Below are 24604 nucleotides of genomic sequence, written 5' to 3' on the forward strand. Positions count from 1 at the left end.
GTTATCACCAGGGCATAGTTTAGGTATTGTTTTTTTTATAGCAAAACGATATTTTTCGAGTCTTAGCATCGAAAAAATTGATTGTGCTCAAGGAATTCAAGACCTTCATTGCCGTGGCGCGGGACGGAACCTTTACCGGGGCCGGGGTCCAGCTTGGCCTGACGCAATCCGCGGTCAGCGCCCAGATCCGGCGGCTGGAGGAATACCTGGGCGTCGAGCTGTTCGACCGAGGTCCGCGCGCGGCGGCGCTCAACGCCCACGGGCGGGACATGCTGCCGCAGGCCGAGGAGCTGGTCGCCATGGCCGAACGCATGGCGGCTTCGGCTGGCGCCGCGCACGTCAGCGGGCTGCTCCGCATCGGGGCCATCGCCTCCGTGCAGCAGGATCTGCTGGTCCATGCCGTGGGCGAGTTCCGCGCGGTCTATCCCGATGTGCGCGTGCGCATCGTGCCGGGCGTGTCGCTGTCGCTGCTGGGCCAGGTGGACGCAGGCGAAGTGGACCTGGCCGTGCTGATCCGCCCGCCCTTCGCCCTGCCGCCCGAACTGGGCTGGCAGCCGCTGATGACCGAGCCCGTCATGCTGGCGATGCCCGAATCCATGCCGGTCGCCCCGTGGCGGGAGCTGCTGGCGACCCAGCCCTTCATCCGCTACGACCGCGCCTCATTCGGCGGCCGCGTGGTCGACGTGTTCCTGAAAAAGCACCGCATCACCGTGAACGAGGCCGTGGAGCTCGACGAGATCGAGGCGATCGCGGGCATGGTGCGGCATGGCCTTGGCGTGGCGCTGCTGCCGCGCCTGCGGCGGCTGGACATGACGGGTCTGCGGCTGCTGCCGCTGGGCGAACACGCGTTTCATCGCGAGATCGGCATCATCGGCCGGCTGCCGTTCGACGCGGGCAGCGTGCGCGAGAAGATCGCGCAGTGCCTGCACCGGGCGGCGGCTGAGCCGGATGGGGCGTGACGGGCATGCATTGGGACGGTGTCTGACACCATTCCAGGCAACTGCGGGGCAATAAAAAGGCCCCCGAAGGGGCCCTTGCTGCCTGGCGCTTGCTGCTTTACAGCCGGTCGCAGCGGACCGTGATCGGGTGATCGCGCAAGGCGGTCATGACGATATCGTCGACTTGGCCTTCCACGTCGGTGATCACGTAGCCGATCTGCCCGCGTGTCTGCAAGGTCTGGCTGACGATGTTCAGGCCGTGCTGCGCCATCAGGTTGTCCAGCGTGCCCAGCGCGCCCGGCGCGTTGCGGTGCACGTGCAGGATGCGCGTGCCGCCGGCCTGCTCCAGGAAAGGCAGTTCGGGGAAGTTGACGGCGCCCTTGGTGGTGCCGGCCTGCAGGAAGCGCACGAGTTTTTCGGCCACTTCGCGGCCGATGTTCTCCTGGGACTCTTGCGTGCTGCCGCCGATGTGCGGGGTCAGGATGACGTTGGGCATGCCGATCAGCGGGCTGGCCAGCGGTTCATCGGCGCTCTTGGGCTCGGTGGGGAACACGTCCAGCGCGGCGCCGGCCAGATGACCGGATTTCAGCGCCGCGTGCAGCGCGGCGATATCCACCACGGTGCCGCGCGAAGCGTTGATCAGGATCGCGCCACGGCGCATGCGGCCGATGGTCTCGGCGTTCATGATGTTTTCGGTGGACTTGCCGCCGGGCACGTGCAACGTCACCACGTCGGCCTGCTCCAGCAGTTCGTTCAGCGTGCCGGCGGGCCGGGCGTTGCCCAGCGGCAGCTTGGCTTCCACGTCGTGATAGATGACGCGCATGCCCAGGCTTTCGGCCAGCGTGCTGATCTGCGAGCCGATGTTGCCGTAGCCGACGATGCCCAGCGTCTTGCCGCGGGTCTCAAAAGCGCCCGCAGCGCTTTTATCCCAGTGGCCCAGATGGACGCGGGCATTCTTTTCGGGAATCCGGCGCAGCAGCAGGATGGCCTCGCCCAACACCAGTTCGGCCACCGAGCGCGTATTCGAGAACGGCGCGTTGAAGACCGGAATGCCGCGCTGCATGGCGGTGTCCAGGTCGACCTGGTTGGTGCCGATGCAAAAGCATCCCACCACGCGCAGGTCGGGGTTGCCGGACAGCAGGGCGGCATCCAGGTGCGTGCGAGAACGGATCCCCGCCACTTGCACGCCGCGCAGGGCGTCGTGCAATTGCGCCGGCGGCAGAGCCGCGGCATGCGTGACGATATCGGTGTAGCCGGCGGCCTCGAAGACGGCGCGGGCGCTCGGGTGGATGTTCTCGAACAGGACGATTTGTGCCATGACTGCCAAGGGGTGGGTGAGAAACGCTTTTATTTATTGTGGACCATTTTTGCTGCGGTGCAAGGAGTAGCCATTGAAGCGGTGTGGATGAATTGTTTCAGGCCAGCCTTAGCGATAGGCCTGAAAAACCTGGGCGCCGCCACGTTTGTCGACCAGCACCACGTCGTGCGGCGTCTTGCGTCCGCCGTACTCCGGCCCGTCCATGCCGGGCGATCCCAGCGGCATGCCGGGGGCGGCCAGACCCGCGGCGTCGGGCTTTTCCAGCAACAGGCGGCGCACGTCGCTGGCGGGCACGTGGCCTTCGACCGCATAGCCATCGACCATCGCGGTGTGGCAGGAACCGTAGTTGGACATGCCGGCGTTGCGGCGGATGGGACCGGTGTCCTCGACGTCATGCGTGGTCACGGCAAAGCCGTTGTCGCGCATGTGCTTGACCCAATCCTCGCAGCAGCCGCAGGTGGGCGTCTTCCAGACCTCGACTTTCACAGGCGCCTGCGCGGCGGCAATCGCGGGAATGCTGAGGGCCGCGGCAAGGACGAGGCGGCGCGTAAGACGGGAAACGTTCATGATGCTCCGGGGGATAAAGGGGGGTGTTCAGGCGCGGGCCGGTCAGAACCAGAACCGCACGCCCGCGATGACGGCTGCCTGCGACCGGCTCTCGCCGGCGTCCGAGGCATAGCTCGCCGTCTGGCCGAACTTCCGTTCAAAGGATACGCCAACGTAGGGGGCGAATTCGCGCGTGACCTCGTAACGCAGGCGCAGGGACAGGGATCCTTGCGACAGACCGGAGCCGATGCCGCGTTGCGGGTCGTTCTTGCCGTAGACGCTGGCTTGCAGTTCAGGCGTGAATACCAGGCGCTGGGTCAGCAGCAGATCGTACTCGGCCTTCAGCGCCAGGGCGCTGCGGCCTGACGGGCCTGCATAGGCGGTGGCCGTCAGTTCGATGTTGTAGGGCAGCAAGCCCTCGACGCCGACTGCGGCCCAGTTGCGCTTGGGGCCTGCGCCGATGTCCCGGCGCGCACCCAGTTGCAGATCCCAGAAGGGCGAGATGGCGTGGCTCCAGAAGGCCTCGACCTTGCCGTCCGACCCGCCGCCGCTTTCGCGCTCGCCCTCGCTCTTGACGAGCAGGCGGTCCGTGGCGGTGCCGAGCCAGAAGCGGCCATCCCATTCGAGCGCGTTTTGCCCGTCGCGATTGCGCGATGCGCCGAATTTGTCGAACAGCACCTGCCACGTGGGCGCGTTGTCCATCATGTGCGGATGGATGCCGTAGCTGTCGTAGCCGCGCGGGCCTTCGCCATCGCTTGCGGGCAGGCTGCCGACGGGCGGGGCGTCAGCGGCGGGCGCGTCATGGTTTGCCTCTGCATGGTCCATTCCCTGGTGGCTTTCCGGGCTGTCCGGTGACGGCGCCTGGCCGTGGTCCATCGAGCCGTGGTCCATCCCGGTCATGCCGGCATGATCCATTTGCGCTGCTTGCGCCGCGGCCAGGGGGGGCGCCAGCGCGAGGGCGATGGCGCAAAGGGCCGGCGCGTGTTTCTGGAAACTCATCGGCTTCATCGGTTACTCCACCACGACCGCCCTGAACATGCCGGCCTCCATGTGATACAGCAGATGGCAGTGGTAGGCCCAGTTCCCACGTGTGTCGGCGCTGACGCGATAGCTGATGCGCTGCGCCGGGTTCAACGAGATCGTGTGCTTGCGGACCTGGAACGCGCCGTCCGGGGATTCCAGGTCGCTCCACAGGCCGTGCAGATGGATGGGATGCGTCATCATCGTGTCGTTGACCAGCACGAAGCGCACGCGCTCGCCGTGGCGCAGCACGATGGGCCGCGCGTCCGAGAACTTCACGCCGTTGAACGACCACATGTAGCGCTCCATGTTGCCCGTCAGGTGCAGCTCGATCTCGCGCGAGGGCGCGCGGTTGTCGTCGGGTTCCCGCACCGATCGCAAGTCCGCATACGTCAGCACGCGGCGGCCGTTGCCGCGCAGTCCGGGGCCGGGATCGTCCAGGCGCGTCGACACCACGTCAGGCAGCATGGAATTGCCCACGCCGCGCTCGGCGGGATAGGGGTGCCTGACCTCGACCATGCCGCCCTGGCCCGCGTCCGCGCCGTGCCCGGCGTGTCCGGCCGGCATCGGCTGCGACCCGCTCATGTCGTGGGCCATGCCCATGTCCATCATGCCCAGCACCTGCACACGGTCCATCTCGGGCACGCTGGCCTGCATGCCGGCGCGGGGCGCCAGCGTGGCGCGCGCATAGCCCGATCTATCCATGGCTTGCGAGAAGATCGTGTAGGCGCGGTCCTGCGCGGGCGTGACGATCACGTCATACGTTTCAGCGACGCCAATGCGAAATTCCTCGACATCCACGGGCCGGACATCCTGGCCGTCGGCCGCCACGACGGTCATCGTCAGGCCCGGGATCCGGACGTCGAAGTACGTCATGGCCGAGCCGTTGATGAACCGCAGCCGCACCCGCTCGCCCGGCTTGAAAAGGCCCGTCCAGTTGGCCGCGGGCGTGGCGCCGTTGGTGAGGTAGGTGTAGGTTGCGCCGGACACGTCGGCCAGATCCGTCGGATTCATGCGCATGCGTTCCCACATCAGCCGATCGGCAAGCGCCGCGCGCCATCCCTGGTCCCCGGCATTGTCCGCCAGGCTCTGCATGCTGGGCTGGATGCGGTTGTAGTAATCCGGCATCACCTTCAGCTTGTCGAACACGCGCATCGGGTCTTCGTCCGTCCAGTCCGACAGCAGCACCGTGTAGTCGCGGTCGGAAGCGATGGGATCGCGGTGGCGCGGGTCGATGACGATGGCGCCGTACAGGCCCGTCTGTTCCTGGAATCCCGAGTGGCTGTGATACCAGTAGGTGCCGCTTTGGCGCACGTCGAAACGGTAAGTGAACGTCTGGCCGGGGTCGATGCCGGCAAAGCTCAGGCCGGGCACGCCATCCATGCCGGTGGGCAGCAGGATGCCGTGCCAATGGAGGGAGGTCTGCTCGCGCAGCCGGTTGGTGACGTGCAGCGTCACCGTATCGCCCTCGCGCCAGCGCAGCAGCGGCGCGGGCAGGCGGCCGTTGACCGTGGTGGCCACGCGCGCGGCGCCCGTGAAGTTGACGGGCGTCTCGCCGATCTCCAGGTGAAACTCGGTGCCGCGCAGTTCGGCGGCCGCGGCTGCGCCGGACTGGGCCGATGCCTGGCGCCAGCCGCCCAGGGCGGCGAGCGCGCCGCCGGCGGCCAGGCCCTGCACGAAGCGGCGGCGGGTCGTGAGCGTGTGCGCCGTCATGTCACAGCACCGAGACGGCGCCCTTCATGCCGGCGCCATAATGGCCTGGCTCCAGGCAGCCGAAGGACACCGTGCCGGCCTTGCTGAAGCGCCAGACGATCTGGCCGCTTTTGCCGGCGTCCAGCGACACCGCGTTGGGTTCATCGTGACGCATGCCGGGGTCCTTCATCATCATGGCGTAATGCGCCTTCAGGTCGGCGTCGGTGCCCAGCACGAGTTCGTGCCGGATCTTCCCGGCATTGCGCACGTTCAGCCGCACGGTCTCGCCGGCCTTGACGTCGATGCTGGCGGGCGTGAAGCGCATGGCGTCGGTCATGTCGACGTCAATGGTGCGCGTGACGCGGGCGGGATCGCCTGGCGCGCCGATGGGCGCGGCCGCCGCGGACGGCGCGTGGCCGCCGTGCGCATGGTCGCCTGCGGCGAACGCGGCGGCGGACATCATCAGCGCCAATGCGGCGGCGCAAGTGCGTAACTGGGTGCCTTTCACGGGAATCCTTGCAATGGGAATGGGCGTGATGACACTGTAGGAAGACCGGGGTGACCCGATCCTGTCGCGCAGATTACGTTTTTGTAATGTTCGCGGCCGGCGCCGGGTTGTTGAAGGTGATGCCGACCACGGTGCCGGCGGCGCCGGACGCCGCATCCACGTCGCCGCCGTGCATGCGGGCAATGGCGCGAACGATGGCCAGGCCCAGGCCGTGACCTTCGCTGCGTGGCGCGCGCGTCTGGCCGGAGCGGAAAAAGCGGTCGAAGATCCGGGGCAGGTCCGCGGTCGGGATAGGCGTGCCGGGGTTGTGGACCGTGACCCGCGCCCCGTGCGCGGTGGGGGTGCACGTCAGCACGATCTCGCCGCCCGGGGGCGTTGCCTTGATGGCGTTGGAGATCAGGTTGGCCAGCGCGCGGCGCGCCAGCCCCCGGTTGGCGGCCACGGTGGCGTCGCCCACGCAGCGCAGGCGCACGGCGTGTTCTTCCAGCGTGGCCTCGTAGTATTCGGCCACCCGCCGGGCTTCGGCGGCCAGCGACACCGGCGCCAGGTCGGCGGCGCGCTCGCCGCGGTCGGCCCGCGCCAGGAACAGCATGTCGTTGACCAGCGTCTTCAGGTCTTCCAGTTCTTCCAGGTTGGATTCCAGCGCGTCGCGCAGCTCGGCCGCATCGCGCGGCGACGACAGCATGACCTGCGTGCCATTGATGAGGGTCGCCAGCGGCGTGCGCAGTTCGTGCGCCACATCCGCATTGAAGCCTTCCATCTGCTGGTAGGCGGCCTGCAGCCGGTCCAGTGTGCGGTTGAAGGACCGCACCAGTTCATGCAGCTCGCGGTCGGTGTCTTGCAGCGGCAGGCGGCGCGCCAGATTGTCGGGCTGGATGGCCGCGGCCTGCTCGGACAGCCGCCGCGCGGGCGCCATGCTGCGCCGCACGGCCCACGCGGCCAGGACGACCGTCGCGCCCACCCACAACGCGCAGATCAGCGCCAGCGCCGTGCCGTAGGCATAGAGGAATTGCGCGCTGGTGCGCGTGCTGACCGCCACGGTCAGCTGCGCGCCGGGCAGAATGCGATCGTTCATGGCAACGCGCAGGCCCCGCATGCGCCCGCCATCCGGCGTCTGCAAGAGAACCTGCCGGCCATCCGTGGTTTCCAGCGTTTCGGGCGCGGCGCCGCCATAGACGGCCTGGCCCTGCGCGTCCACGATCCAGATGCCAAGCTGCCCCTGGCCCGCGCGCATCTGATCGAAGGTGGCCGCCAGGTCGTGCAGGCCGCTCGCGCTGTTCTGCATGTCGATCAGGTGGTCGATGAGCTCGAGCTTGCCGCTGACTTCGGTGATCTCCTGGCGCTCGACTTCGCGCTTGAGCGCCCAGAAAAGGGTGGCGCCCGCCACGCTGGAAACAAACAGCGCGATGGCGCCCAGCAACAGCGTCAGCCGCGCCTGCATGGAGCGCACGCGGGGGCGGCTCATCCGGGGTGGCCGTCAGCGGGGCGGCCATCCGCGGGGCGGCCATCCGCGGGGCGGCCATCCGCCGGGCGCGATTCCAGCACGTATCCCATGCCGCGCACGGTGTGCAGCAGTTTCGTGGCGTAGGGATCGTCCAGCTTGCCGCGCAGGCGCCGCACCGCGACGTCGATGACGTTGGTGTCGCTGTCGAAGTTCATGTCCCAGACCTGTTCGGCCAGGGTGGTGCGCGACAGCACCTGCCCCTGGCGGCGCAGCAGAAGCGCCAGCAGGCTGAATTCCTTGGCGGTCAGGTCCAGCCTCTGGCCGCCGCGCTGGGCGCGCCGGCGCGCCAGATCCAGCTCCAGGTCCGCCAGCCGCAGCAGCGTGGGCTCCTGCGAGCGGCCGCGGCGCAGCAGCGCGTGCACCCGCGCCAAGAGCTCCGAGAACGCGAAGGGTTTGACCAGGTAGTCGTCGGCGCCGCCTTCCAGGCCGCGGACCCGGTCTTCCACCGCGTCTCGGGCCGTCAGCATCAGGATGGGCGTGTCTTTTTGCGCGCGCACCGAGGCCAGGATCTCGAAGCCGTCCACGCCGGGCAGCATCACGTCCAGCACGATGAGGTCGTACGCGCCTTCAAGCGCGAGGTGGCGGCCGTCCACGCCGTCGCGCGCCACGTCCACGACGTGGCTTTGCTCCGACAGCCCCTTCTTCAGGTAGTCGGCCAGTTTGGGTTCGTCTTCGATGACCAGGATGCGCATGGCCAAAAATTTACCACCCGCGCGCCGCCGTCAGGCGGGCAGGCGGGCGGAATCACGCCGTTTCGGCGATGGCGATGCGGTCGGCGGGAAAGCGCAGCGAGAAGACGCTGCCCTTGCCGGGTTCGCTGGTGATGAGCAGTTCGGCGTCGTGCCGCATGGCGATGTGCTTGGTGATCGCCAGCCCCAGCCCAGTGCCGCCGACGGCGCGCGAGCGGCCCCGGTCCACGCGGTAAAAGCGTTCGGTCAGGCGCGGCAGGTGGCGCGCTGGAATGCCGATGCCGGTGTCCTGCACGCTGTAGCATGCGCCGCCTTCGGGGTCGCGTTCCCAGCGGACGGTGATGGTGCCGCCGTCCGGCGTGTAGCGCACGGCGTTGGTCAGCAGGTTGGAAAGCGCCGACGTCAGTTCGTTTTCGGCGCCCAGCACGTCCAGGGTTTCATCGATGTGCCAGACCAAATGGTGCCGGCCGCCCGACAACGCCTCGATCTGCTGGCGCGCCTTTTGCAGCAGCGCGCCCATGTTGACGGCGCGCGGATCGCTGCCTGGCGACGATTCCAGCGTGGACAGCGTCAGCAGGTCTTCCACGATGGCCTGCATGCGGTGGGCCTGCTCGTACATCATGTCGATGTATTGTTCGCGCTGCTCTTTGGGCAGCGCCTCGTCGGGCATGTCGCGCAGCGTTTCCAGAAAACCCGCCAGCACCGTCAGCGGCGTGCGCAATTCGTGCGACACGTTGGCGACGAAGTCGCGGCGCGTCGTTTCCAGGCGTTCGATCTGCGTGACGTCGCGGGTGATGAGCAGGCGCTGGTTGCTCGCGTATGCAGTGAGCTGCATCATCATCAGCCGTTCCTGGCCTTGCTGGCCCAGCCGCACCAGAATGGGCTCGGGCCAGGACGGACGATGCGCATATTCCACGAATTCCGGGGCCCGCAGCAGGTTCAGCAGATTGTGGCCGCGGTCGGCCGGCAGGCGCAGGCCCAGATGCTGGCGCGCCATGCGGTTGCACCAGTCGATCTGGAAATCCTCGTTCAGCGTGACGGCGCCGTCGGGCAGGGCCTGGGCAGCCGCCAGCATCCCTTGCATGGTGTCGCGGGTTTCAGCCAGCTCGCGCGCGCGGGCGCGGGTGTAACGATAGAGCGGGGCAAGAATGTCATCCCATGGGCCCACGGAGGCCGGCGGGGCGGAATCCGGGTGATTGGCCCATTTGGACACCAGCGACAGGCGCCAGCTGCGCCAGAGCAGCATGGCACACAGCGCCACCGAAAACACGATCCAGCCCGCGGGGTCTCCAATGAGCCATTGCGCCAACAAGGCAAATGCCGCCCACAGGACGACCAGAATAAGGGTGCGCAGCCAAATCATCGTGCGCACGTTTTACCGCGTCGGGAGCTGTGCCGTAAACCGATAGCCGCTGCCGCGGACCGTTTCGACGTGCGCGTCATGGCCGCTGGGTTCCAGGGCCTTGCGCAGGCGGCGGATGTGCACGTCGACCGTGCGCTCTTCGACGAAGACGTGGTCGCCCCACACCTGGTCCAGGAGCTGCGAGCGCGAGAACACGCGCTCGGGGTGCGTCATGAAGAAGTGGAGCAGGCGGAATTCGGTGGGGCCGATCTGCAGGGACTGGCTGTTGCCCGACAGGCGATGCGTCACCGGATCCAGCTTCAGGCCGCCGACGTCGATGACGTCGTCCGTGAGCTGGGGGGCGCGGCGGCGCAGCACGGCCTTGATGCGGGCCATCAGCTCCTTGGGCGAGAAGGGCTTGGTGATGTAGTCGTCGGCACCGGCTTCCAGGCCGTCGACCTTGTCCTGCTCGGAGCCCTTGGCTGTCAGCATGATGACCGGGACGGCGCGGGTGCGCTCGTCGTTGCGCAGCTTGCGGGCCATGGCCAGGCCAGAGGTGCCGGGCAGCATCCAGTCCAGCAGGATCAGGTCGGGAAGCTCGGCACGGATCAGCGTCTGGGCCTGGTCGGCGTCGAAGGCGCGCAGCACCTTGTGGCCGGCGAAGGACAGGTTGACGGCGATCAATTCCTGGATGGCGGGTTCGTCTTCGACGACGAGGATGGTGCTGGACATATCGAATTGGGCACACTTCGGAGCGCCGGCGCGGCGCGAACATTGCGATAGTATGGCCGCAATATTTCAGGTATGTGACCGCGGCGCGCCATCTGGCGGGCTCGCCAGCCGCAGGCGCGCGCCCGATAGGCTACCATTGAACGATATATCGGGAATACACCATGCAAAACCCCTCCGAATCGCAACAATCCGCCGGCGCCGGCTCGACCTCCACGCACTTCGGCTTCCAGTCGGTCCCCGAAAGCGAAAAGGCCCGCAAGGTGGCCGAAGTGTTCCATTCGGTCGCCCAGCGCTACGACGTCATGAACGATTTCATGTCGGCGGGCCTGCACCGCGTCTGGAAGGCGTTCACGATCGGCCGCGCGGCCATCCGCCCCGGCATGAAGGTGCTGGACATTGCCGGAGGCACGGGCGACCTGGCGCGCGCGTTCGCCAAGCGCGCCGGCCCCACGGGCGAGGTCTGGCTGACCGACATCAATGATTCCATGCTGCGCGTGGGCCGCGACCGGCTGACCGACGCCGGCCTGCTGGTGCCCGCCGCCGTGTGCGACGCCGAGCGCCTGCCGTTCCCCACCGGTTACTTCGACCGCGTCAGCGTGGCCTTCGGCCTGCGCAACATGACCCACAAGGACCGCGCGCTGGCCGAAATGACCCGCGTGCTCAAGCCGGGCGGCAAGCTGCTCGTGCTGGAGTTCTCGCGCATCGCCAAGCCCCTGTCCCCGGCCTACGACTGGTATTCCTTCAACGTGCTGCCGTGGCTGGGCAAGAAGATCGCCAAGGACGAGGCCAGCTATCGTTACCTGGCCGAATCGATCCGCATGCACCCGGACCAGGAAACCCTGGCCGACATGCTGCGCACCGCCGGCCTGGAGCGGGTGCAGTACTTCAACCTGACGGCGGGCATCGCCGCGTTGCACGAAGGCGTGCGCCTGGGCTGACGCCCGGCGACCACGGCGGATTTCGCCACCCCGCGGGGAACTTGTGGGGCGGCAGCTTGTCCGTTATTCTTACGCCATTCAGATTACTGTAAGAAAAGTCGCGCAGATGGCCCCGCGCATTGCGGGGCCCTCCCGTTGCTCGGGGCAGCGGGGGCGCGAGTACGAGGGAGCAAACTCATGTCTAAATTCAGTCTTTCGCGCTTTGTCGCCGCGGCGCTCATCGCCGTTTCGGGCGCGGCGCTGGTGACGGCGTCGTTTGACGCCGAAGCTCGCCGTGCAGGCGGCGGCGCCAGTGTCGGCCGCCAGTCTTCCAACGTCACGACGCAGCGCCAGGCCACCACGCCGCCGGCTGCCACCAACAACACCGCGGGCGCCACCGCCGCACCGGCAGCTGCCGGCGCGGCCACGGCTGGCGCGGCAGGCGCCGCCGCCAAGAGCGGCGCCTCGCGTTGGCTGGGTCCCATCGCCGGCATCGCCGCCGGCCTCGGTATCGCCGCGCTGCTCTCCAGCATGGGCCTGTCCGGCGCTTTCCTGGAGTTCCTGTCGTCCGCGCTGTTGATCGCCGCCGTGGTCTTCGCCGTCATGTTCATCATCCGCCGTCTGCGCGGCGCCGTTCCGCGCACTGCCACGCAAGGTGCGTTCGGCGGGGCCAACAACGCCTCGGGCCAGCAACAGCAGCCCATGTGGCGTGAATCGCTGAAGCCGGGCGCCGCCGCGCCTGCCGCTCCGGTGGCCGCCGCGCCGGTCGAGCCGCCGGCTGTCCTGCCCAAGGCGGGCGACGACAACAACTGGTTCGTGCCGGGCGATTTCGACACGCCGAACTTCCTGAAGCAAGCCAAGGAACAGTTCGTTCGCATCCAGGCGGTCTGGGACAGCGGCAGCACCGACGGTCTGCGCGAATTCCTGACCGATGACCTGATCACCGAGCTCAAGCCCCAGCTGGCCGAGCGCGGCGCGGCGCCCAACAAGACCGAAGTGGTCCTGCTGAACGCCGAGATGCTGGGCATCGAGACCGTCTCCGACGGCCACCTGGCCAGCGTGCGCTTCTCGGGCATGCTGCGCGAGGCGCCGGGCACCGAAGCGTTCCGCTTCGAAGAAGTCTGGAACCTGTTCAAGCCGGCCAATGGCGGCTGGTTGCTGGCCGGCATCCAGCAGATCCCGGTGGAACACGCCAGCTAAACCTGGCGGTCCGGCTCGCAACCGGCCATCTGCCGCGGGCGCCGCAAGGCGTCCGCCCGAACCGGCCCCCAGAGGGCCGGTTTTTCAATGTGCCTACGCAAAACAGGCTCCCATCTAACCCGTTACACTCCCGATTTACCCATCAACTTCGGCAAGCCCTCTCAGGGTTCTTGCAACCGCCATGCTGCCTTTTTCGTTCCTGCCCACACCGAAGCGTCTGGCCATCAGCGCCCTCAATGCCTTGCTGCGGCGCGAGGACTGGGCGCGCGAACGCCTGGCTCGGCATGCCGGCAAGACCGTCCGGTTTGCCATGGGCGGCTTCACGCTGGGCCTGTCCATCGATAGCGAAGGGCTGGCCGATCAGGCTGATCCGGCCGTGGTGCCCGACGTGACGCTGACGGTGTCGCCCGAGAAGCTGCCGCTGCCGCGCCTGGGCGCCGGGCACGAGAAGCCGGATTTTGCCGAGGCCACGCATATTTCAGGCGACGCGGCGCTGGCCCAGGTGGTTGCCGATTTGTCCAAGCAGTTGCGCTGGGATCCGGAGGACGCGTTGGCCCGCGTGGTGGGCGACATCGCCGCGCTGCGCATCGTGGGCGGCGCGCGCGCCGTGTCGGATGGCGCGCGCACGGCGGGCAAGCGCCTGGCCGAAAACGTATCCGAATACCTGTCCGAGGAAAGCGGTGTGCTGGCGGGCCGTCCGGCCCTGGAGCAATGGCGCCTGGACCTGGCCGACCTGAATACCCGCGCCGACGCGCTGGCGCGTTCCGCGGCTGCGCTGCAAACCCGCCTGGCCACGGCCGGCGCAAAGCGGGGCGCCTGATCCATGTTCCCCTTGCTGCGCCTGTTTCGCATCATCGTTGTCTCCCTGCGCTACGGCCTGGATGAGCTGGTGCTGTCCAGCCTGAATCATCCGCTGGCCACCTGCCTGCTGCGCGTCATGCGCCTGGGCACGCGCCCGCGTTCGCCGCGCGGGCAACGGCTGCGACTTGCCCTGGAATCGCTGGGCCCGATCTTCGTGAAGTTCGGGCAGGTGCTGTCCACCCGCCGAGACCTGATCCCCGCCGACATCGCCAACGAACTGGCGCTGCTGCAGGACCGCGTGCCGCCGTTCCCGTCGGCGCAGGCAGCGGCCTGCATCGAGGCGGCGCTGGGCGCGCCGCCCGAAAAGCTGTTCGCGCAGTTCGATGTGGACCCGGTGGCGTCGGCGTCGATCGCGCAGGTGCACTTCGCGGTGCTGCACGACGGCCGTGAAGTCGCCGTGAAGGTGCTGCGTCCGGGCATGCTCAGCATCATCGAAAAAGACATGTCGCTGCTGAAGGTGGTGGCGCGCATCATCGAGCGCCTGGGCCCGGACGGCCGCCGCCTGAAGCCGCGCGAGGTCGTGGCCGAATTCGACAAGTACCTGCACGACGAGCTGGACCTGGTGCGCGAGGCCTCCAATTGCAGCCAGCTGCGGCGCAACTTCGGTCCGGAATCGGGGCGTGGCGACATGCTGATCGTGCCCGAGGTGATCTGGGAATACACGGCTTCCACCGTGTTCACGATGCAGCGCATGTACGGCATGCCGGTGGGCCAGGTCGAGCGCATGCGCGAGGCCGGCATCGACATTCCGACGCTGGCGCGCACGGGCGTCGAGATCTTCTTCACGCAAGTCTTTACCGACGGCTTTTTCCACGCCGACATGCACCCGGGCAACATCTACGTGTCGGACCGCCCGGACACGCTGGGCAGCTACATCGCGCTGGACTTCGGCATCGTGGGCTCGCTGTCCGAGTTCGACAAGAATTACCTGGCGCAGAATTTCCTGGCGTTCTTTCACCGCGACTATCGCCGGGTGGCGCAACTGCATATCGAATCGGGCTGGGTGCCGCCGGATACGCGCGAGGAAGAACTGGAAGGCGCGGTGCGCGCCGTCTGCGAACCCTATTTTGACCGGCCGTTGTCGGAGATCTCGCTGGGGCAGGTGCTGCTGCGGCTCTTCCAGACCTCGCGCCGTTTCAACGTCGAGATCCAGCCGCAGCTGGTCCTGTTGCAGAAGACCCTGCTGAACGTCGAGGGACTGGGGCGTCAGCTCGACCCCAACCTCGATCTCTGGAAGACCGCCAAGCCCTATCTGGAACGCTGGATGCGCCAGCGTGTCGGATTCAAGGGCCTGCGGCAAAGCCTGGAAAAAGAGGCAGCGCAGTGGTCGCAGATGCTGCCCGCCCTGCCCAGGCTGGTCCATGACCATCTGAGCCGCCCCAATGTCTCGCCGGCGATGCTGGCCGAGATGATGCAGCTACGTCGCGCACAAGAGCAGAACAACCGGCTGGTTGCAGCGCTGGTTGGCGTGCTGGCGCTGGCGGTGGGGGTCGCGATATGGGCGCTGACCCGATAGGCGGCGCGATGATCTAGACCTTACTGTCATGTTTCATTCATGAAACGGTCATCATAGCTTCGCGGGAGACGGCGAAAAATAGCGCTGCGAGAGGTGGCATGCAGCGCCGACGCCTATAAGAACGCGCGCGCCATTCATCAATTTTCATAGCCCCACTAGCGGGACGAATACAAGGGCAGAACATGCTTTATCCTGAACTCTTCAAGACCATGGAAGCCGTGCGCTGGAACATGGCGCACGATATTCCCTGGGGCGATTTCGACCGCAGCAAGCTCTCGGACGAGCAGGCCCACACGATCAAGATGAACGCCATCACGGAGTGGGCGGCGCTGCCGGCCACCGAGATGTTCCTGCGCGACAACCGCGGCGACAGTGATTTCTGCGCGTTCATGTCGGTCTGGTTCTTTGAAGAACAAAAGCATTCCCTGGTGCTGATCGAGTATCTGCGCCGCTTCCGGCCGGATCTGGTGCCCACCGAAGAAGAGCTGCACAACGTGCGCTTTGAATTCGATCAGGCCCCGGAACTTGAAACGCTGATGCTGCATTTCTGCGGCGAGATCCGCCTGAACCACTGGTACCGCCGCGCGGCCGACTGGCACACGGAGCCGGTCATCAAGGCGATCTACAAGACGGTGGCGCAGGACGAGGCCCGTCACGCGGGCGCCTACCTGCAATACATGCGCCGTGCGCTGCACGACCGCGGGCAGGAAACGAGCGAGCAAGCCCGTCTGGCGTTCTCGAAGATCGGGGTGCTGATGGCTTCGGCGGGACGCACGCAGCAGGCGCTGCATCCGACGAATCTGCACGTGAACAAGGATCTGTTCCCGAACGACACGGTGCAGTCGCGCCTGCCGGAGCCAGGCTGGCTGGAACACTGGCTGGACACGCAGATTCGCTTTGACGGCGTGTGGGAACAGAAGGTGGCCAGCCGCATCCTGCACATCCTGTCCAAGCTGATGGATCGCAGCTTCGAGACGGTGAAGGATCTGAACCGCTACCGCAAGGAAATGACGGCGCTGATCGTTCCGAAGGACAAAGAGATCATCCTGGCGGGCAGCTGATCCCTCCTATAATCGCCGCATGTCTGCCGCCCGTTTCGAATCCAAGGTCCTGTCCCGCGACGAACTCGTCGCCGCCGTCGCCGCTGGCCGCTTTCCGCGGCCGCTGGTGTTCACGAACGGGGTGTTCGACATCCTGCATCGGGGGCACGCGACGTATCTGGACCAGGCGGCGCAGTTGGGGGCGACGCTGATTGTCGCCGTGAATACCGATGAATCGGTGCGGCGGCTTGGCAAGGGGGCGGAGCGCCCGCTCAATCGCATGGAAGATCGGGCGGCGTTGCTGGCGGCGTTGGGGTTTGTGTCGGCGGTGACGTCGTTTTCCGAGGATACGCCTGAGGCGTTGATCGGGGAGCTGAGGCCGGATCTGATCGTCAAGGGTGGCGATTACGACATGGAGACGTTGCCGGAGACGGCGTTGGTGAAGACTTGGGGGGGGCGTGCGGTTGCGATTCCTTTTGAGTTCCAGCGGTCTACGACGGCGTTGGTGAAGAAGATTCAGGGCGGTTGAAGGCTTTGAATTTGATGTGCTGGATGAATGTGAGGCGGCCTGGGTGGCCGCCTTTTCTTTTGTGCTTTGGGCTTTGCAGGTTGGTGCCTTGGGCTTCGTAGGTTGGTGCTGCAGGGCTTCGTAGGCCGGTGATGCCGGGCTTTGTAGGTCGGTGCTGCACGGCTTCGTAGGTCGGTGTTGCAGATCTTCGTAGCTCGGTGTTGCAGATCTTCGTAGGTCGCCCGGCGCCGCGGTCACCGTGGGCACGATCGCCCACGATTGCGGTCCGGAGCCTTCGCTCCGGACTTCCCCGTTGTCATCTTCGTCCGCCTTCGGCTCCCTTCAGATTCCCTCGGGCGCATCGACGGCGCTCGCACCCACGGTGACCGCGACGCCGTGCTGTCAGGGTCTTTGGTATGTGGCGCTGTAAGACCTGTGGTCAGGGTAGGAGATCTGCGGGGCCGCCGAATTGCTGCCGCCCGGGCGGCGGCAATCGGCATCGGGGCGGTGGGGCGTCGTGGCGGTGTGCGCTTGCGCGCTGATGGGGGCTGGTGGTTAGGTGTCTCACACCCGCGGAGAGGATCTTGGGTTGGAGACAGTGCTTCATGGGTGTCAGACAGCGGTGGCGCGACCTTGGCGCGACACCGGGGCTCGGGTGTTCACCCGTTGCCACTTGCTCGCTCAGCGCGGCGTGCGCAGCAGGCGGTTGATGGCTTCCAGGTCTGATTCCGCCAGGATGCCGCTGGTGGCCTTCAGGCGCAGGCCGGAGAGCACCGTGCTGTAGCGGGCGAGGGCCAGGTCGCGTTGGGTGGCGTAGAGCTGTTGCTGGGCGTTCAGGACGTCCAGGTTGATGCGGACGCCGACCTCGTAGCCGGTGCGGTTGGCTTCGACGGCGGCGCGGCTGGATTTTTCGCCGGCTTCCAGGGCCTGGATGCGGGCCAGGCCGCTGGTGACGCCGGTGTAGTACTGGCGGGTGGCTTGGACGGCCTGGCGGCGGGCGGTTTCGTAGTCGTAGCGGGCTTTTTGTTCCAGTTCGACCTTTTCCGTGACTTGCGAGGACACGCCGCCGCCGGAGTACAGGGGGATGGACAGGACCACGCCGATGGTGTTGTCGATGGGTTTGCCGGGGGCGGCGTTGCGCATGACGGCGTCGCTGGCGCTGCCGCTGGTGGCGCGCAAGTTCAGGGTGGGGTAGTGGCCGCTCTTGGCGATCTGGATTTCGCGGCCGGCGATGCGGGTCAGGAGTTGCGCGCGCAGGACTTCGAGGCTGGAGGTTTCGGCCTGGTTGCTCCAGTCGGCGATGCGGGCGGGCTGGGGGGCGGGCAGTTGTACGCCGTAGGGCAGTTCGGACAGCGCGCCGGGCTGCGTGCCGATGATCTTGGCCAGTTCGTCGCGGCGCACTTCCAGGTCGTTCTGCAGGCGCAGCTCCTGGGCAACGACGAGGTCGTAGCGCGATTGCGCTTCGTACGTGTCGGTGATGGTGGCGTTGCCGAGTTCGAAGTTGCGCTTGGCCGATTCCAGTTGGCCGGCGACGGCGGCTTTTTCGGCTTCGGTGGCGGTCAGGGTGTCCTGGGCGTACAGGACGTTGAAGTAGGCGTCGGCGACGCGTAGCAGGAGGTCCTGGTAGGCCTGCTGCAGCTGGACTTCGACGTCGGCGACGATGAGCTTGGACTGTTCGAAATTCTGCCAGCGGCCCCAGTCAAAGAGGGGCTGGGTGAGCGCCAGGTCCCAGACGCCGCGACCGCCGCTGTAGGCGTAGGACAGGCCGCGGGTGCTGCGCGTTTCCTGGTAGGCGCCGCCGGCTTCGGCGGTGATCAGGGGCAGCAGCAGGGCGCGGGCCTGGGGTTCTTTTTCGAGGCCGGCGCGGTAGTTGGCGCGGGCTGCGGCATAGGTGGGGTCGTTGCCCAGCGCGGCCTGCCAGACCTGGACCAGGTTCTGGGCGGACGCAGTCAGCGGGCCGGCACTTGCGGCGCAGGTGAAAACCAGTAAAGCCGTCAGTGATCGGACGCGCATGATTTTTCAACGATACGCCGGGCCGCCGGACGCGACGCCGGCCCCATGGGGGCCGGGCGGCAGGCGGCAGGTTTGCGGAGTTAGAACTTGAACTGCGACACCGTGACGCCGCGCAACGGCTTGATGACCGTTTCGAAGAGTTTGACGGTTTCGAAGCTGGCGGCAGTGGTGCGGGTGATGCGACAGGCAGTCATGATGGGCGCCTGGCCCACGACCACGACAAGGCGGCCGCCCACGCGCAGCTGGTACTTCAGCGCGTCCGGCACGACCGGCACGGAACCGGTGACCAGGATGGCGTCGTATTCGGTGGAGCCCCAGCCATTGCGGGCGTCGCCGGTTTCGACCTTGACGTTGGTGACGTTGTTCATCTGCAGGTTCTGCTGCGCGAAGGTCACCAGGCGGCTGTCGATTTCGACGGAGGTGACTTGTTGCGCCAGGTAGCCCAAGAGGGCGGCCTGGTAGCCGGAGCCGGTGCCGATTTCCAGCACGCAGTCGGACTTGGTCAGCAGCAGTTCTTGGGCGAGGCGTGCTTCGACCTTGGGGGCGAGCATGTTCTCGCGGGTGTTGACCGCGTTGATCTCGAGCGGCAGCTCCAGGTCGGAAAACGCCAGGCCGCGCAGGGCCGGCGGAACGAATTGTTCGCGGCGCACATCGAACAGCGCTTGCAGCACGTTGGCGTCCAGGACGTCCCACGGGCGGATCTGCTGTTCCACCATGTTGAAGCGGGCTTGTTCTACGTCGGGCAGGGTCGAAGCGTTCATGACGGTCAGAAAAAACAGAGGAATCAACGGGCCATTGTACCGATTCGTAGCGTCCTGTGACGGCGTGCCCGGGCGGCAGATGTTTCAGGCGCGGCCTAAACCTCGGAAAAGCAGACGGCGCCCTGCGGGGCGCCGTCTTTGCGTGGGGCAGGCGTGCCTACCACCAGCCGTGGAAGTGGTGGACCGGCCCGTGGCCCGAGCCGACCGTCAGGCGCTCGGCGTGGCGGATGGCCTCAGTCAGATAAGCCTTGGCGCGTTTGGCCGACTCGGGTACGTCCCCGATTTGGGGCAGCAGCGCCGCCAGCGCGGCCGACAGCGTGCAGCCGGTGCCGTGGGTGTTGGCGGTGTCGATGCGGTGACCGGGCAGTTCGATCATGCGGTCGCCGTCGTGCAGCAGGTCGATGGTTTCGCTGCCGGGCAGGTGGCCGCCCTTGACCAGTACCCAGCGCTCGCCCGAATGCGCCAGCTTGTTGCGCAGGCGCTCGGCCACGCGCCGCATTTCCTTGACGGTCTCGACGGGGCGCTCTTCGAGCAGCACGCCGGCCTCGGGCAGGTTGGGCGTGAGCAGGGTGGTCAGGGGGAGCATGGCTTCGCGCATGGCGCCGACAGCGTCGTTCTCCAGCAGCAGGTCGCCGCTCTTGGCGACCATGACCGGATCCAGCACGATGTGCGCCGGCGTCCATTTGGCGAGCTTTTCCGCCACGACCTCGATGACCGGGCGCTGGCCCAGCATGCCGATCTTGACCGCGTCGATGCGCACGTCGGTGAACAGGGTGTCGATCTGCAGGCCGACGAAGGCGGGCGGCACCGGCGAGATGCCCGTGACGCCCTGCGTGTTCTGCGCGGTGAGCGCGGCGATGATGGCGCAGCCATACGCGCCCAATGCGCTCATGGCCTTGACGTCGGCCAGGATGCCGGCGCCGCCGGACGGGTCGACGCCCGCGATGGTCAGCGCATTGGGGATGGGACGGCCGCTGGCGGCCGGCTGGCGCGCGTTCATTTGGCGGGACCGCCGGTGATCAGGCCTTCGGTGGGCGAGCTGGGCGCGCCGCTGTACAGCTTCTTGGGCATGCGGCCGGCCAGGAAGGCTTCGCGGCCGCTTTCCACGCCCTTTTTCATGGCGCTGGCCATCAGGACGGGGTCGCGCGCGGCGGCGATGGCGGTGTTCATCAGCACGGCGTCGCAGCCCAGTTCCATGGCGATGGCGGCGTCGGACGCGGTGCCCACGCCGGCATCGACCACGACCGGCACGCGGGCCTGGTCGATGATGAGGCGCAGGTTCCAGGGGTTCAGGATGCCCATGCCCGAGCCGATCAGCGAGGCGAGCGGCATGACGGCCACGGCGCCCATGTCTTCCAGCATGCGGCACTGGATGGGATCGTCCGTGCAATAGACCATGACCTTGAAGCCCTCATCGACCAGCGTCTTGGTGGCCTTGAGCGTTTCGGGCATGTTGGGGAACAGGGTGTGCGGGTCGCCCAGCACTTCGAGCTTCACGAGGTCGTGGCCGTCCAGCAGTTCGCGGGCCAGGCGCAGCGTGCGCACGGCGTCGTCGGCGGTGTAGCAGCCGGCGGTGTTGGGCAGCAGCATGAACTTGGAGGTGGGAACGTAGTCCAGCAGGTTCGGTTCACCGGCGTTCTGGCCGATGTTGGTGCGGCGGATGGCGACGGTGACGATTTCCGTGCCGCTGGCGTCCAGGGCCGCGCGGGTCTGTTCGAAGTCCTTGTACTTGCCGGTTCCGACGAGCAGGCGCGACGAATAGGCGCGGCCGGCGATGGTGAGCGTGTCTTGTGTGGTCATGGCGGTGCTTCAAAGGGCGGGCGCGCACGATGCGAGGCCCGCGGGGACTGGCTGACTGATGCCGAATGATAAAGCAGGACGCCGGATGGCAGGGCGGGGACGCTGGCCGGCGCGTTCCACTAATTGCGGAATGCGCGCATCAGCGCACCCGGTCCAGGTCGGCGCAGAGGGTCTCGGCCGCGTCGATCAGCCGCGGGCCGGGCCGGTACAGCGCGTCGGCGTCGACGCCGTAGACGTGGCCCTGGCGCGCGGCCGGCAGGCCCATCGCCTGCCAGGCGGCCAGGTTTGCCTGCGTGTCCTCGCGGCGCGAGACGCCGGCCAGCACGGCCTCGGGCCGGGCCGCCAGCACGCCTTCCAGCGTGACCTGCGGCGCCACGATGGGCGCCTGGCCGAAGACGTTGACACCGCCGCACAGCCGCAGCGCATCGCTGACGATGCTGGCGTTGTTCAGGGTGTAGATCGGGTCCAGGCCGGCCTGCACGAAGACCCGCACCGGGCGCCGGCCGGCATAGCGGGCCTGCAGGGCCGCCAGCCGCGCGCGCATGTCCGCGGCGGCGGCGTTCGCCACGGGTTCGGTGCCGAACAGCTTGCCCATGCGCTCGACCGCGCCGGGGATGGCGTCCAGCGTCAGCGGATCGCTGTAGAACACGGGCACGCCCAGCTTGTCCATCACGCGCGCCAGCGGTTCGGCGGCAGACGGTTGCCAGGCGATCAGGAGGTCCGGCCGGGCGGCGGCCACGCGTTCGGCATCGGGCTGCGTGCCGTCGCCGATGATGGGCAGCGCGCGGGCGGCGGGCGGGTAGTCGCTGCCCAGCACCGTGCCCACGATGAAACCGCCCGCGCCCGCGGCGTAGACGAGTTCGGTGGCATGGGGCGCCAGCGTGACGGCGCGCCGGGCGGGCGCCTGCAGCGCGACGGCGCGGCCGCGGTCGTCCTGCACCTGGATGGCAGGCGCGCCGTGGGCCGGCAGGGCAGACAGCGCCAACGTTGGCGCCCACACCATCGCCAGTATCCAGGCCGGCTTCGCGATCCGTTTCGGCGCAAGTTTCAGCACCCGGTGCCGCGGCAGTCCGGCGGTCGTCAGGACGCGATGGGAAGTCATGCGGCGGCTCCGTCGGATGGGCATAAACGCGGGGCAGGGCCTGCGCGGAATCTGCGCCTCAAGAAAGGCGCAATGCCGGCAGGCCCGGGCCGTCAGGCGGCAATCAGTAGCGTAGCGTGAGCGACGCGTAGAAGTTGCGGCCGGGAGCGGGGTACAGGCTGTAGTTGGCGACGGGACCCAGCATTTCGAACGAGGCGTTGCCGCCGCGGATGCCGTACGTGGCGTACTGGCGGTCGAAGATGTTGTTCACGCCCACGGCGCCCTCGATGTTGCGGGTGAACTTGTACGCGAGCTTGGTGTTAAAGAGCACGTACGCATCCAGCTGCTTGTCGAACTGGTTGGCCTGGTCGTTGTCCATGCGCGACTTGCCCACGTATTGCGCCGACACGTTCCACAGGAATGCGTCGGTGGGGCGCCAGGTGACGGCGGCGTTGGCCAGCCACTTCGGGGCGAGCGGCACGGTCTTGCCGGCCAGGTCCACGCCCGCGTAGGTGCCGGAGCGGAACTGCGCCTGCATCCACGTCACGTTGGCGTCCAGGCTCACGCTGCTGGACAGGGCGGTGTGGCCTTCCAGTTCGACGCCTTGGCGGCGGGTCGGATCCAGGTTGGTGTTGGCGCCGGTGCCCGGACCCCACAGACCATCGGCCAGCGGGTTGTACTGGATCTCGTTGGTCAGGTCATAACGGAAGTACGACAGGCGCGCGCTGCTGGATGCCGACTGCCACGTGACGCCGATTTCCTTGTCGGTGGAAGTCTGCGGCGCCAGCGGCGACTGGACCGACAGCAGTTCGTCGGCGTTCGGCAGGCGGAAGCTGCGGCCGATCTTGCCGTACACGCCGAAGCCGCTGGCCAGGTCCTGGCGCACGCCCAGCTGCCACGCGGTCAGGTGGTTGCTGCGGTCGGACGCCGTGCCAGAACCCGAAATCACTTCCAGGTCGTCGGACGCGTACTGGCGGCGCACGCCCGCCGTGATGTAGGTGCTGTCGGTGGCGCGGATCTGGCCTTCGGCAAAGAGGCCGTACTGGTGCTGGCGCGATTGCCACTTCGAGGGTTCGAAGTCGTAGTAGGCGTTCTGGTCGGCGGTGGTCTTGGCTTCCTGCGCGTCCGCGCCGAAGACGACGCTGTGGCCGCCGTTGATCGGCAGGCGGTAGCGCACGCTGGCGATGTTCTCTTCGAGCTTCTGGTCGCGCAGCGTGTCGCCGAAACCGTCATAGGTCACGCCGCTGAGCTTCTTTTCGCGGGTCGACAGGTCCGAGTACAGCACGCCGGCGCCGATGGCCTGTTCAAGCTGCAGGCCGAACGTGGTGGTGGTGGTCTTGACGTAGTCGACGTCGTTCTTGGCGCCGCGCGGATCGTCCTGGAATTCGTTCACGCCAGTGAACGGGTTGATCGTGCGCGGGCCGGGCAGTTCCAGCTTCTGCGTGGTGGTGCGGCCGTACAGGCGGATCGAGCCGTCGTCGTGGCGGAACGTGATGCCGCCGCCGCCGCCCTCGCGGCGCTCGCCGCTGTGGTCGCGGTAGCCGTCGCTGTGCAGCGACTGCATGTAGGCGTCCACGGCCACCTTCTCGTTGTTCATCGAGACGGCGGCGTCGTACTGGCGCAGGCCGTAGCTGCCGAAGGTGGCGGTGGCGCGGGCGCTCACCGGTTCCTTCTTGAAATCGGACTTGGTGATGATGTTGATCACGCCGCCGGTGGTGCCGCCGCCGTATTGCACGGAGCCGCTGCCGCGCACGATTTCGATGCGTTCGACCTGGTCCAGCGGCACCACGCCCAGGCTGGGCGCCGACAGGTCGTTGGTGTTCTGCTTGACGCCGTCGATCAGGATCAGCGTGTTGCTTGCGCCGGTGATGCCGAAGCCGCGCAGGTCCACGATGGCGTTGTCGCTGGAGCTGGTGGTGTTGATCAGGTTGATGCCGGACTGCGTGGACAGCAGGTCCTGCATGGTGCGCGCGCTGCTGGCTGCGATGTCCTCGGCGGTGATGACCGAGATCGACACCGGCAGCGTGCGGCCGTCGGTGGGCACGCGTTGCGCGGTGACGGTGATGCTGTCCAGTTCGGGGGCGGGGGGAACGGTCTGCTGGGCGGCGGCAATGGCCGGAGCGGTACAGAGCAAGGCGCCGGCGTAGCGCCGGATGGAGCGGGCTTTCATCTACATAACCTCGAAGCGACCCGCGACCCCGCAGGCCATTCACGATGGGGAGAATGCCCGCGCGCCGGGCGGGCCGAAAGGCCGCGGGGCGGGGAACAGGCATCCTGGCGAGCGAACAGGCCGGTATCGGGCTGCCATGGGCGCGGTTGCGCGCATGGGGACCGTTGCGGGGGCAGCACAGGCTGGACTTGCTGGGCAGCTGCGGCGGCCTTGTGGGCGGCGCGGCGCCCGTTGGCGGCGTCTTCCTGTTTCCCGTTTACCTTTCGCACGCGGCGGGCAAGTGTTGCGTCCTTGCCCACCCTGTTGCGCCGAAAGCACCGGTTCGGGGCCGAAACTGTATCACCGCGAGGCGCGAGAAGGCCCATTTTGTTACGATCAGGGCTTGTTTTTTCAGCGTTTTTCGCTTTTTAGCCACAACCGCGCTGCCGTGGCCAACTCAATTTGGACC

The 24604-nt window shown here is 67.3% G+C and carries 22 protein-coding genes; 7 read left to right on the forward strand and 15 right to left on the reverse strand.

The features are described 5' to 3' along the window. The first annotated feature begins 83 nt into the window (after positions 1 to 83). Entirely contained in the window at positions 84 to 959 is an 876-nt protein-coding gene (locus QEP15_RS02115) for a LysR family transcriptional regulator (RefSeq protein WP_128827135.1), read from the forward strand. 97 nt (positions 960 to 1056) lie between these two features. Here QEP15_RS02115 and serA read toward each other — a convergent pair whose 3' ends face one another. The 9 genes from serA to phoB all read right to left on the reverse strand — a co-directional run bounded on the left by serA (position 1057) and on the right by phoB (position 10289). Then, entirely contained in the window at positions 1057 to 2256 is a 1200-nt protein-coding gene (gene serA / locus QEP15_RS02120) for a phosphoglycerate dehydrogenase (RefSeq protein WP_062840253.1), read from the reverse strand. A gap of 108 nt (positions 2257 to 2364) precedes the next feature. Then, positions 2365 to 2823 carry a DUF411 domain-containing protein gene (locus tag QEP15_RS02125; RefSeq protein ID WP_142051494.1) on the reverse strand — a complete coding sequence of 153 codons (459 nt, stop codon included), beginning with the start codon at positions 2821 to 2823 and terminating at the stop codon, positions 2365 to 2367. A 42-nt stretch (positions 2824 to 2865) separates the two neighbouring features. Further along, positions 2866 to 3801 carry a copper resistance protein B gene (locus tag QEP15_RS02130; protein WP_280148880.1) on the reverse strand — a complete coding sequence of 312 codons (936 nt, stop codon included), beginning with the start codon at positions 3799 to 3801 and terminating at the stop codon, positions 2866 to 2868. A 12-nt stretch (positions 3802 to 3813) separates the two neighbouring features. Next, positions 3814 to 5535 carry a copper resistance system multicopper oxidase gene (locus tag QEP15_RS02135; protein ID WP_280148383.1) on the reverse strand — a complete coding sequence of 574 codons (1722 nt, stop codon included), beginning with the start codon at positions 5533 to 5535 and terminating at the stop codon, positions 3814 to 3816. Position 5536: 1 nt separating this feature from the next. After that, on the reverse strand, positions 5537 to 6022 hold the full coding sequence (locus tag QEP15_RS02140; RefSeq protein WP_425285974.1) for a cupredoxin family protein: 486 nt from the start codon (positions 6020 to 6022) through the stop codon (positions 5537 to 5539). Between the two features lie 73 nt (positions 6023 to 6095). After that, positions 6096 to 7487, reverse strand: coding sequence for a heavy metal sensor histidine kinase (locus QEP15_RS02145; RefSeq protein WP_280148384.1), 1392 nt, complete (start codon positions 7485 to 7487; stop codon positions 6096 to 6098). Continuing rightward, positions 7484 to 8218: a heavy metal response regulator transcription factor gene (locus QEP15_RS02150; protein WP_280148385.1), complete on the reverse strand. Its 735-nt coding sequence runs from the start codon at positions 8216 to 8218 to the stop codon at positions 7484 to 7486. The genes QEP15_RS02145 and QEP15_RS02150 overlap by 4 nt, the downstream gene beginning before the upstream one ends. A 52-nt stretch (positions 8219 to 8270) precedes the next feature. Next, positions 8271 to 9578 carry a phosphate regulon sensor histidine kinase PhoR gene (gene phoR / locus QEP15_RS02155; RefSeq protein ID WP_180100457.1) on the reverse strand — a complete coding sequence of 436 codons (1308 nt, stop codon included), beginning with the start codon at positions 9576 to 9578 and terminating at the stop codon, positions 8271 to 8273. A gap of 12 nt (positions 9579 to 9590) precedes the next feature. Continuing rightward, positions 9591 to 10289 (reverse strand): phosphate regulon transcriptional regulator PhoB, encoded by a 699-nt coding sequence (gene phoB, locus QEP15_RS02160; RefSeq protein ID WP_006227196.1) that lies wholly within the window; start codon positions 10287 to 10289, stop codon positions 9591 to 9593. Positions 10290 to 10450: 161 nt separating this feature from the next. On the opposite strand from phoB, the gene ubiE reads away from it, so the two are divergent. The 6 genes from ubiE to QEP15_RS02190 all read left to right on the forward strand — a co-directional run bounded on the left by ubiE (position 10451) and on the right by QEP15_RS02190 (position 16352). Next, the gene (gene ubiE / locus QEP15_RS02165; protein WP_056327543.1) at positions 10451 to 11227 is read left to right on the forward strand and encodes a bifunctional demethylmenaquinone methyltransferase/2-methoxy-6-polyprenyl-1,4-benzoquinol methylase UbiE; all 777 of its coding nucleotides are present in this window, start codon (positions 10451 to 10453) and stop codon (positions 11225 to 11227) included. A gap of 177 nt (positions 11228 to 11404) precedes the next feature. Then, positions 11405 to 12406, forward strand: a complete 1002-nt coding sequence (locus QEP15_RS02170) for a Tim44 domain-containing protein (protein ID WP_280148386.1) — start codon at positions 11405 to 11407, stop codon at positions 12404 to 12406. Between the two features lie 181 nt (positions 12407 to 12587). After that, a complete protein-coding gene (locus tag QEP15_RS02175; RefSeq protein ID WP_056327539.1) occupies positions 12588 to 13226 on the forward strand; it encodes a ubiquinone biosynthesis accessory factor UbiJ in 639 nt (212 codons plus the stop codon). Between the two features lie 3 nt (positions 13227 to 13229). Continuing rightward, positions 13230 to 14783: a ubiquinone biosynthesis regulatory protein kinase UbiB gene (gene ubiB, locus QEP15_RS02180; protein WP_056327537.1), complete on the forward strand. Its 1554-nt coding sequence runs from the start codon at positions 13230 to 13232 to the stop codon at positions 14781 to 14783. Positions 14784 to 14965: 182 nt separating this feature from the next. Continuing rightward, on the forward strand, positions 14966 to 15844 hold the full coding sequence (locus QEP15_RS02185; protein ID WP_056327535.1) for a ferritin-like domain-containing protein: 879 nt from the start codon (positions 14966 to 14968) through the stop codon (positions 15842 to 15844). A 19-nt stretch (positions 15845 to 15863) separates the two neighbouring features. Continuing rightward, positions 15864 to 16352 carry an adenylyltransferase/cytidyltransferase family protein gene (locus QEP15_RS02190; RefSeq protein ID WP_280148387.1) on the forward strand — a complete coding sequence of 163 codons (489 nt, stop codon included), beginning with the start codon at positions 15864 to 15866 and terminating at the stop codon, positions 16350 to 16352. A 660-nt stretch (positions 16353 to 17012) separates the two neighbouring features. Here the strand turns inward: QEP15_RS02190 and QEP15_RS02195 are convergent. The 6 genes from QEP15_RS02195 to QEP15_RS02220 form a co-directional block, all read right to left on the reverse strand. After that, complete coding sequence (locus QEP15_RS02195; protein WP_056327531.1) at positions 17013 to 18344, reverse strand: TolC family outer membrane protein; 1332 nt, start codon at positions 18342 to 18344, stop codon at positions 17013 to 17015. Positions 18345 to 18424: 80 nt separating this feature from the next. Further along, complete coding sequence (locus tag QEP15_RS02200) at positions 18425 to 19105, reverse strand: protein-L-isoaspartate O-methyltransferase family protein (protein ID WP_056327622.1); 681 nt, start codon at positions 19103 to 19105, stop codon at positions 18425 to 18427. A gap of 157 nt (positions 19106 to 19262) precedes the next feature. Next, positions 19263 to 20105, reverse strand: a complete 843-nt coding sequence (thiD, locus tag QEP15_RS02205; protein ID WP_152383277.1) for a bifunctional hydroxymethylpyrimidine kinase/phosphomethylpyrimidine kinase — start codon at positions 20103 to 20105, stop codon at positions 19263 to 19265. Continuing rightward, positions 20102 to 20905, reverse strand: coding sequence for a thiazole synthase (locus QEP15_RS02210; RefSeq protein WP_152383278.1), 804 nt, complete (start codon positions 20903 to 20905; stop codon positions 20102 to 20104). Before QEP15_RS02210 ends, thiD begins: the two co-directional genes overlap by 4 nt. A gap of 139 nt (positions 20906 to 21044) precedes the next feature. After that, the gene (locus QEP15_RS02215; protein ID WP_280148882.1) at positions 21045 to 21908 is read right to left on the reverse strand and encodes a cobalamin-binding protein; all 864 of its coding nucleotides are present in this window, start codon (positions 21906 to 21908) and stop codon (positions 21045 to 21047) included. Positions 21909 to 22110: 202 nt separating this feature from the next. After that, positions 22111 to 24156: a TonB-dependent receptor gene (locus QEP15_RS02220; RefSeq protein WP_280148388.1), complete on the reverse strand. Its 2046-nt coding sequence runs from the start codon at positions 24154 to 24156 to the stop codon at positions 22111 to 22113. Between the last annotated feature and the right edge of the window lie 448 nt (positions 24157 to 24604).

This window comes from Achromobacter mucicolens, from assembly GCF_029866465.1.
GTDB lineage: Bacteria > Pseudomonadota > Gammaproteobacteria > Burkholderiales > Burkholderiaceae_B > Achromobacter > Achromobacter mucicolens.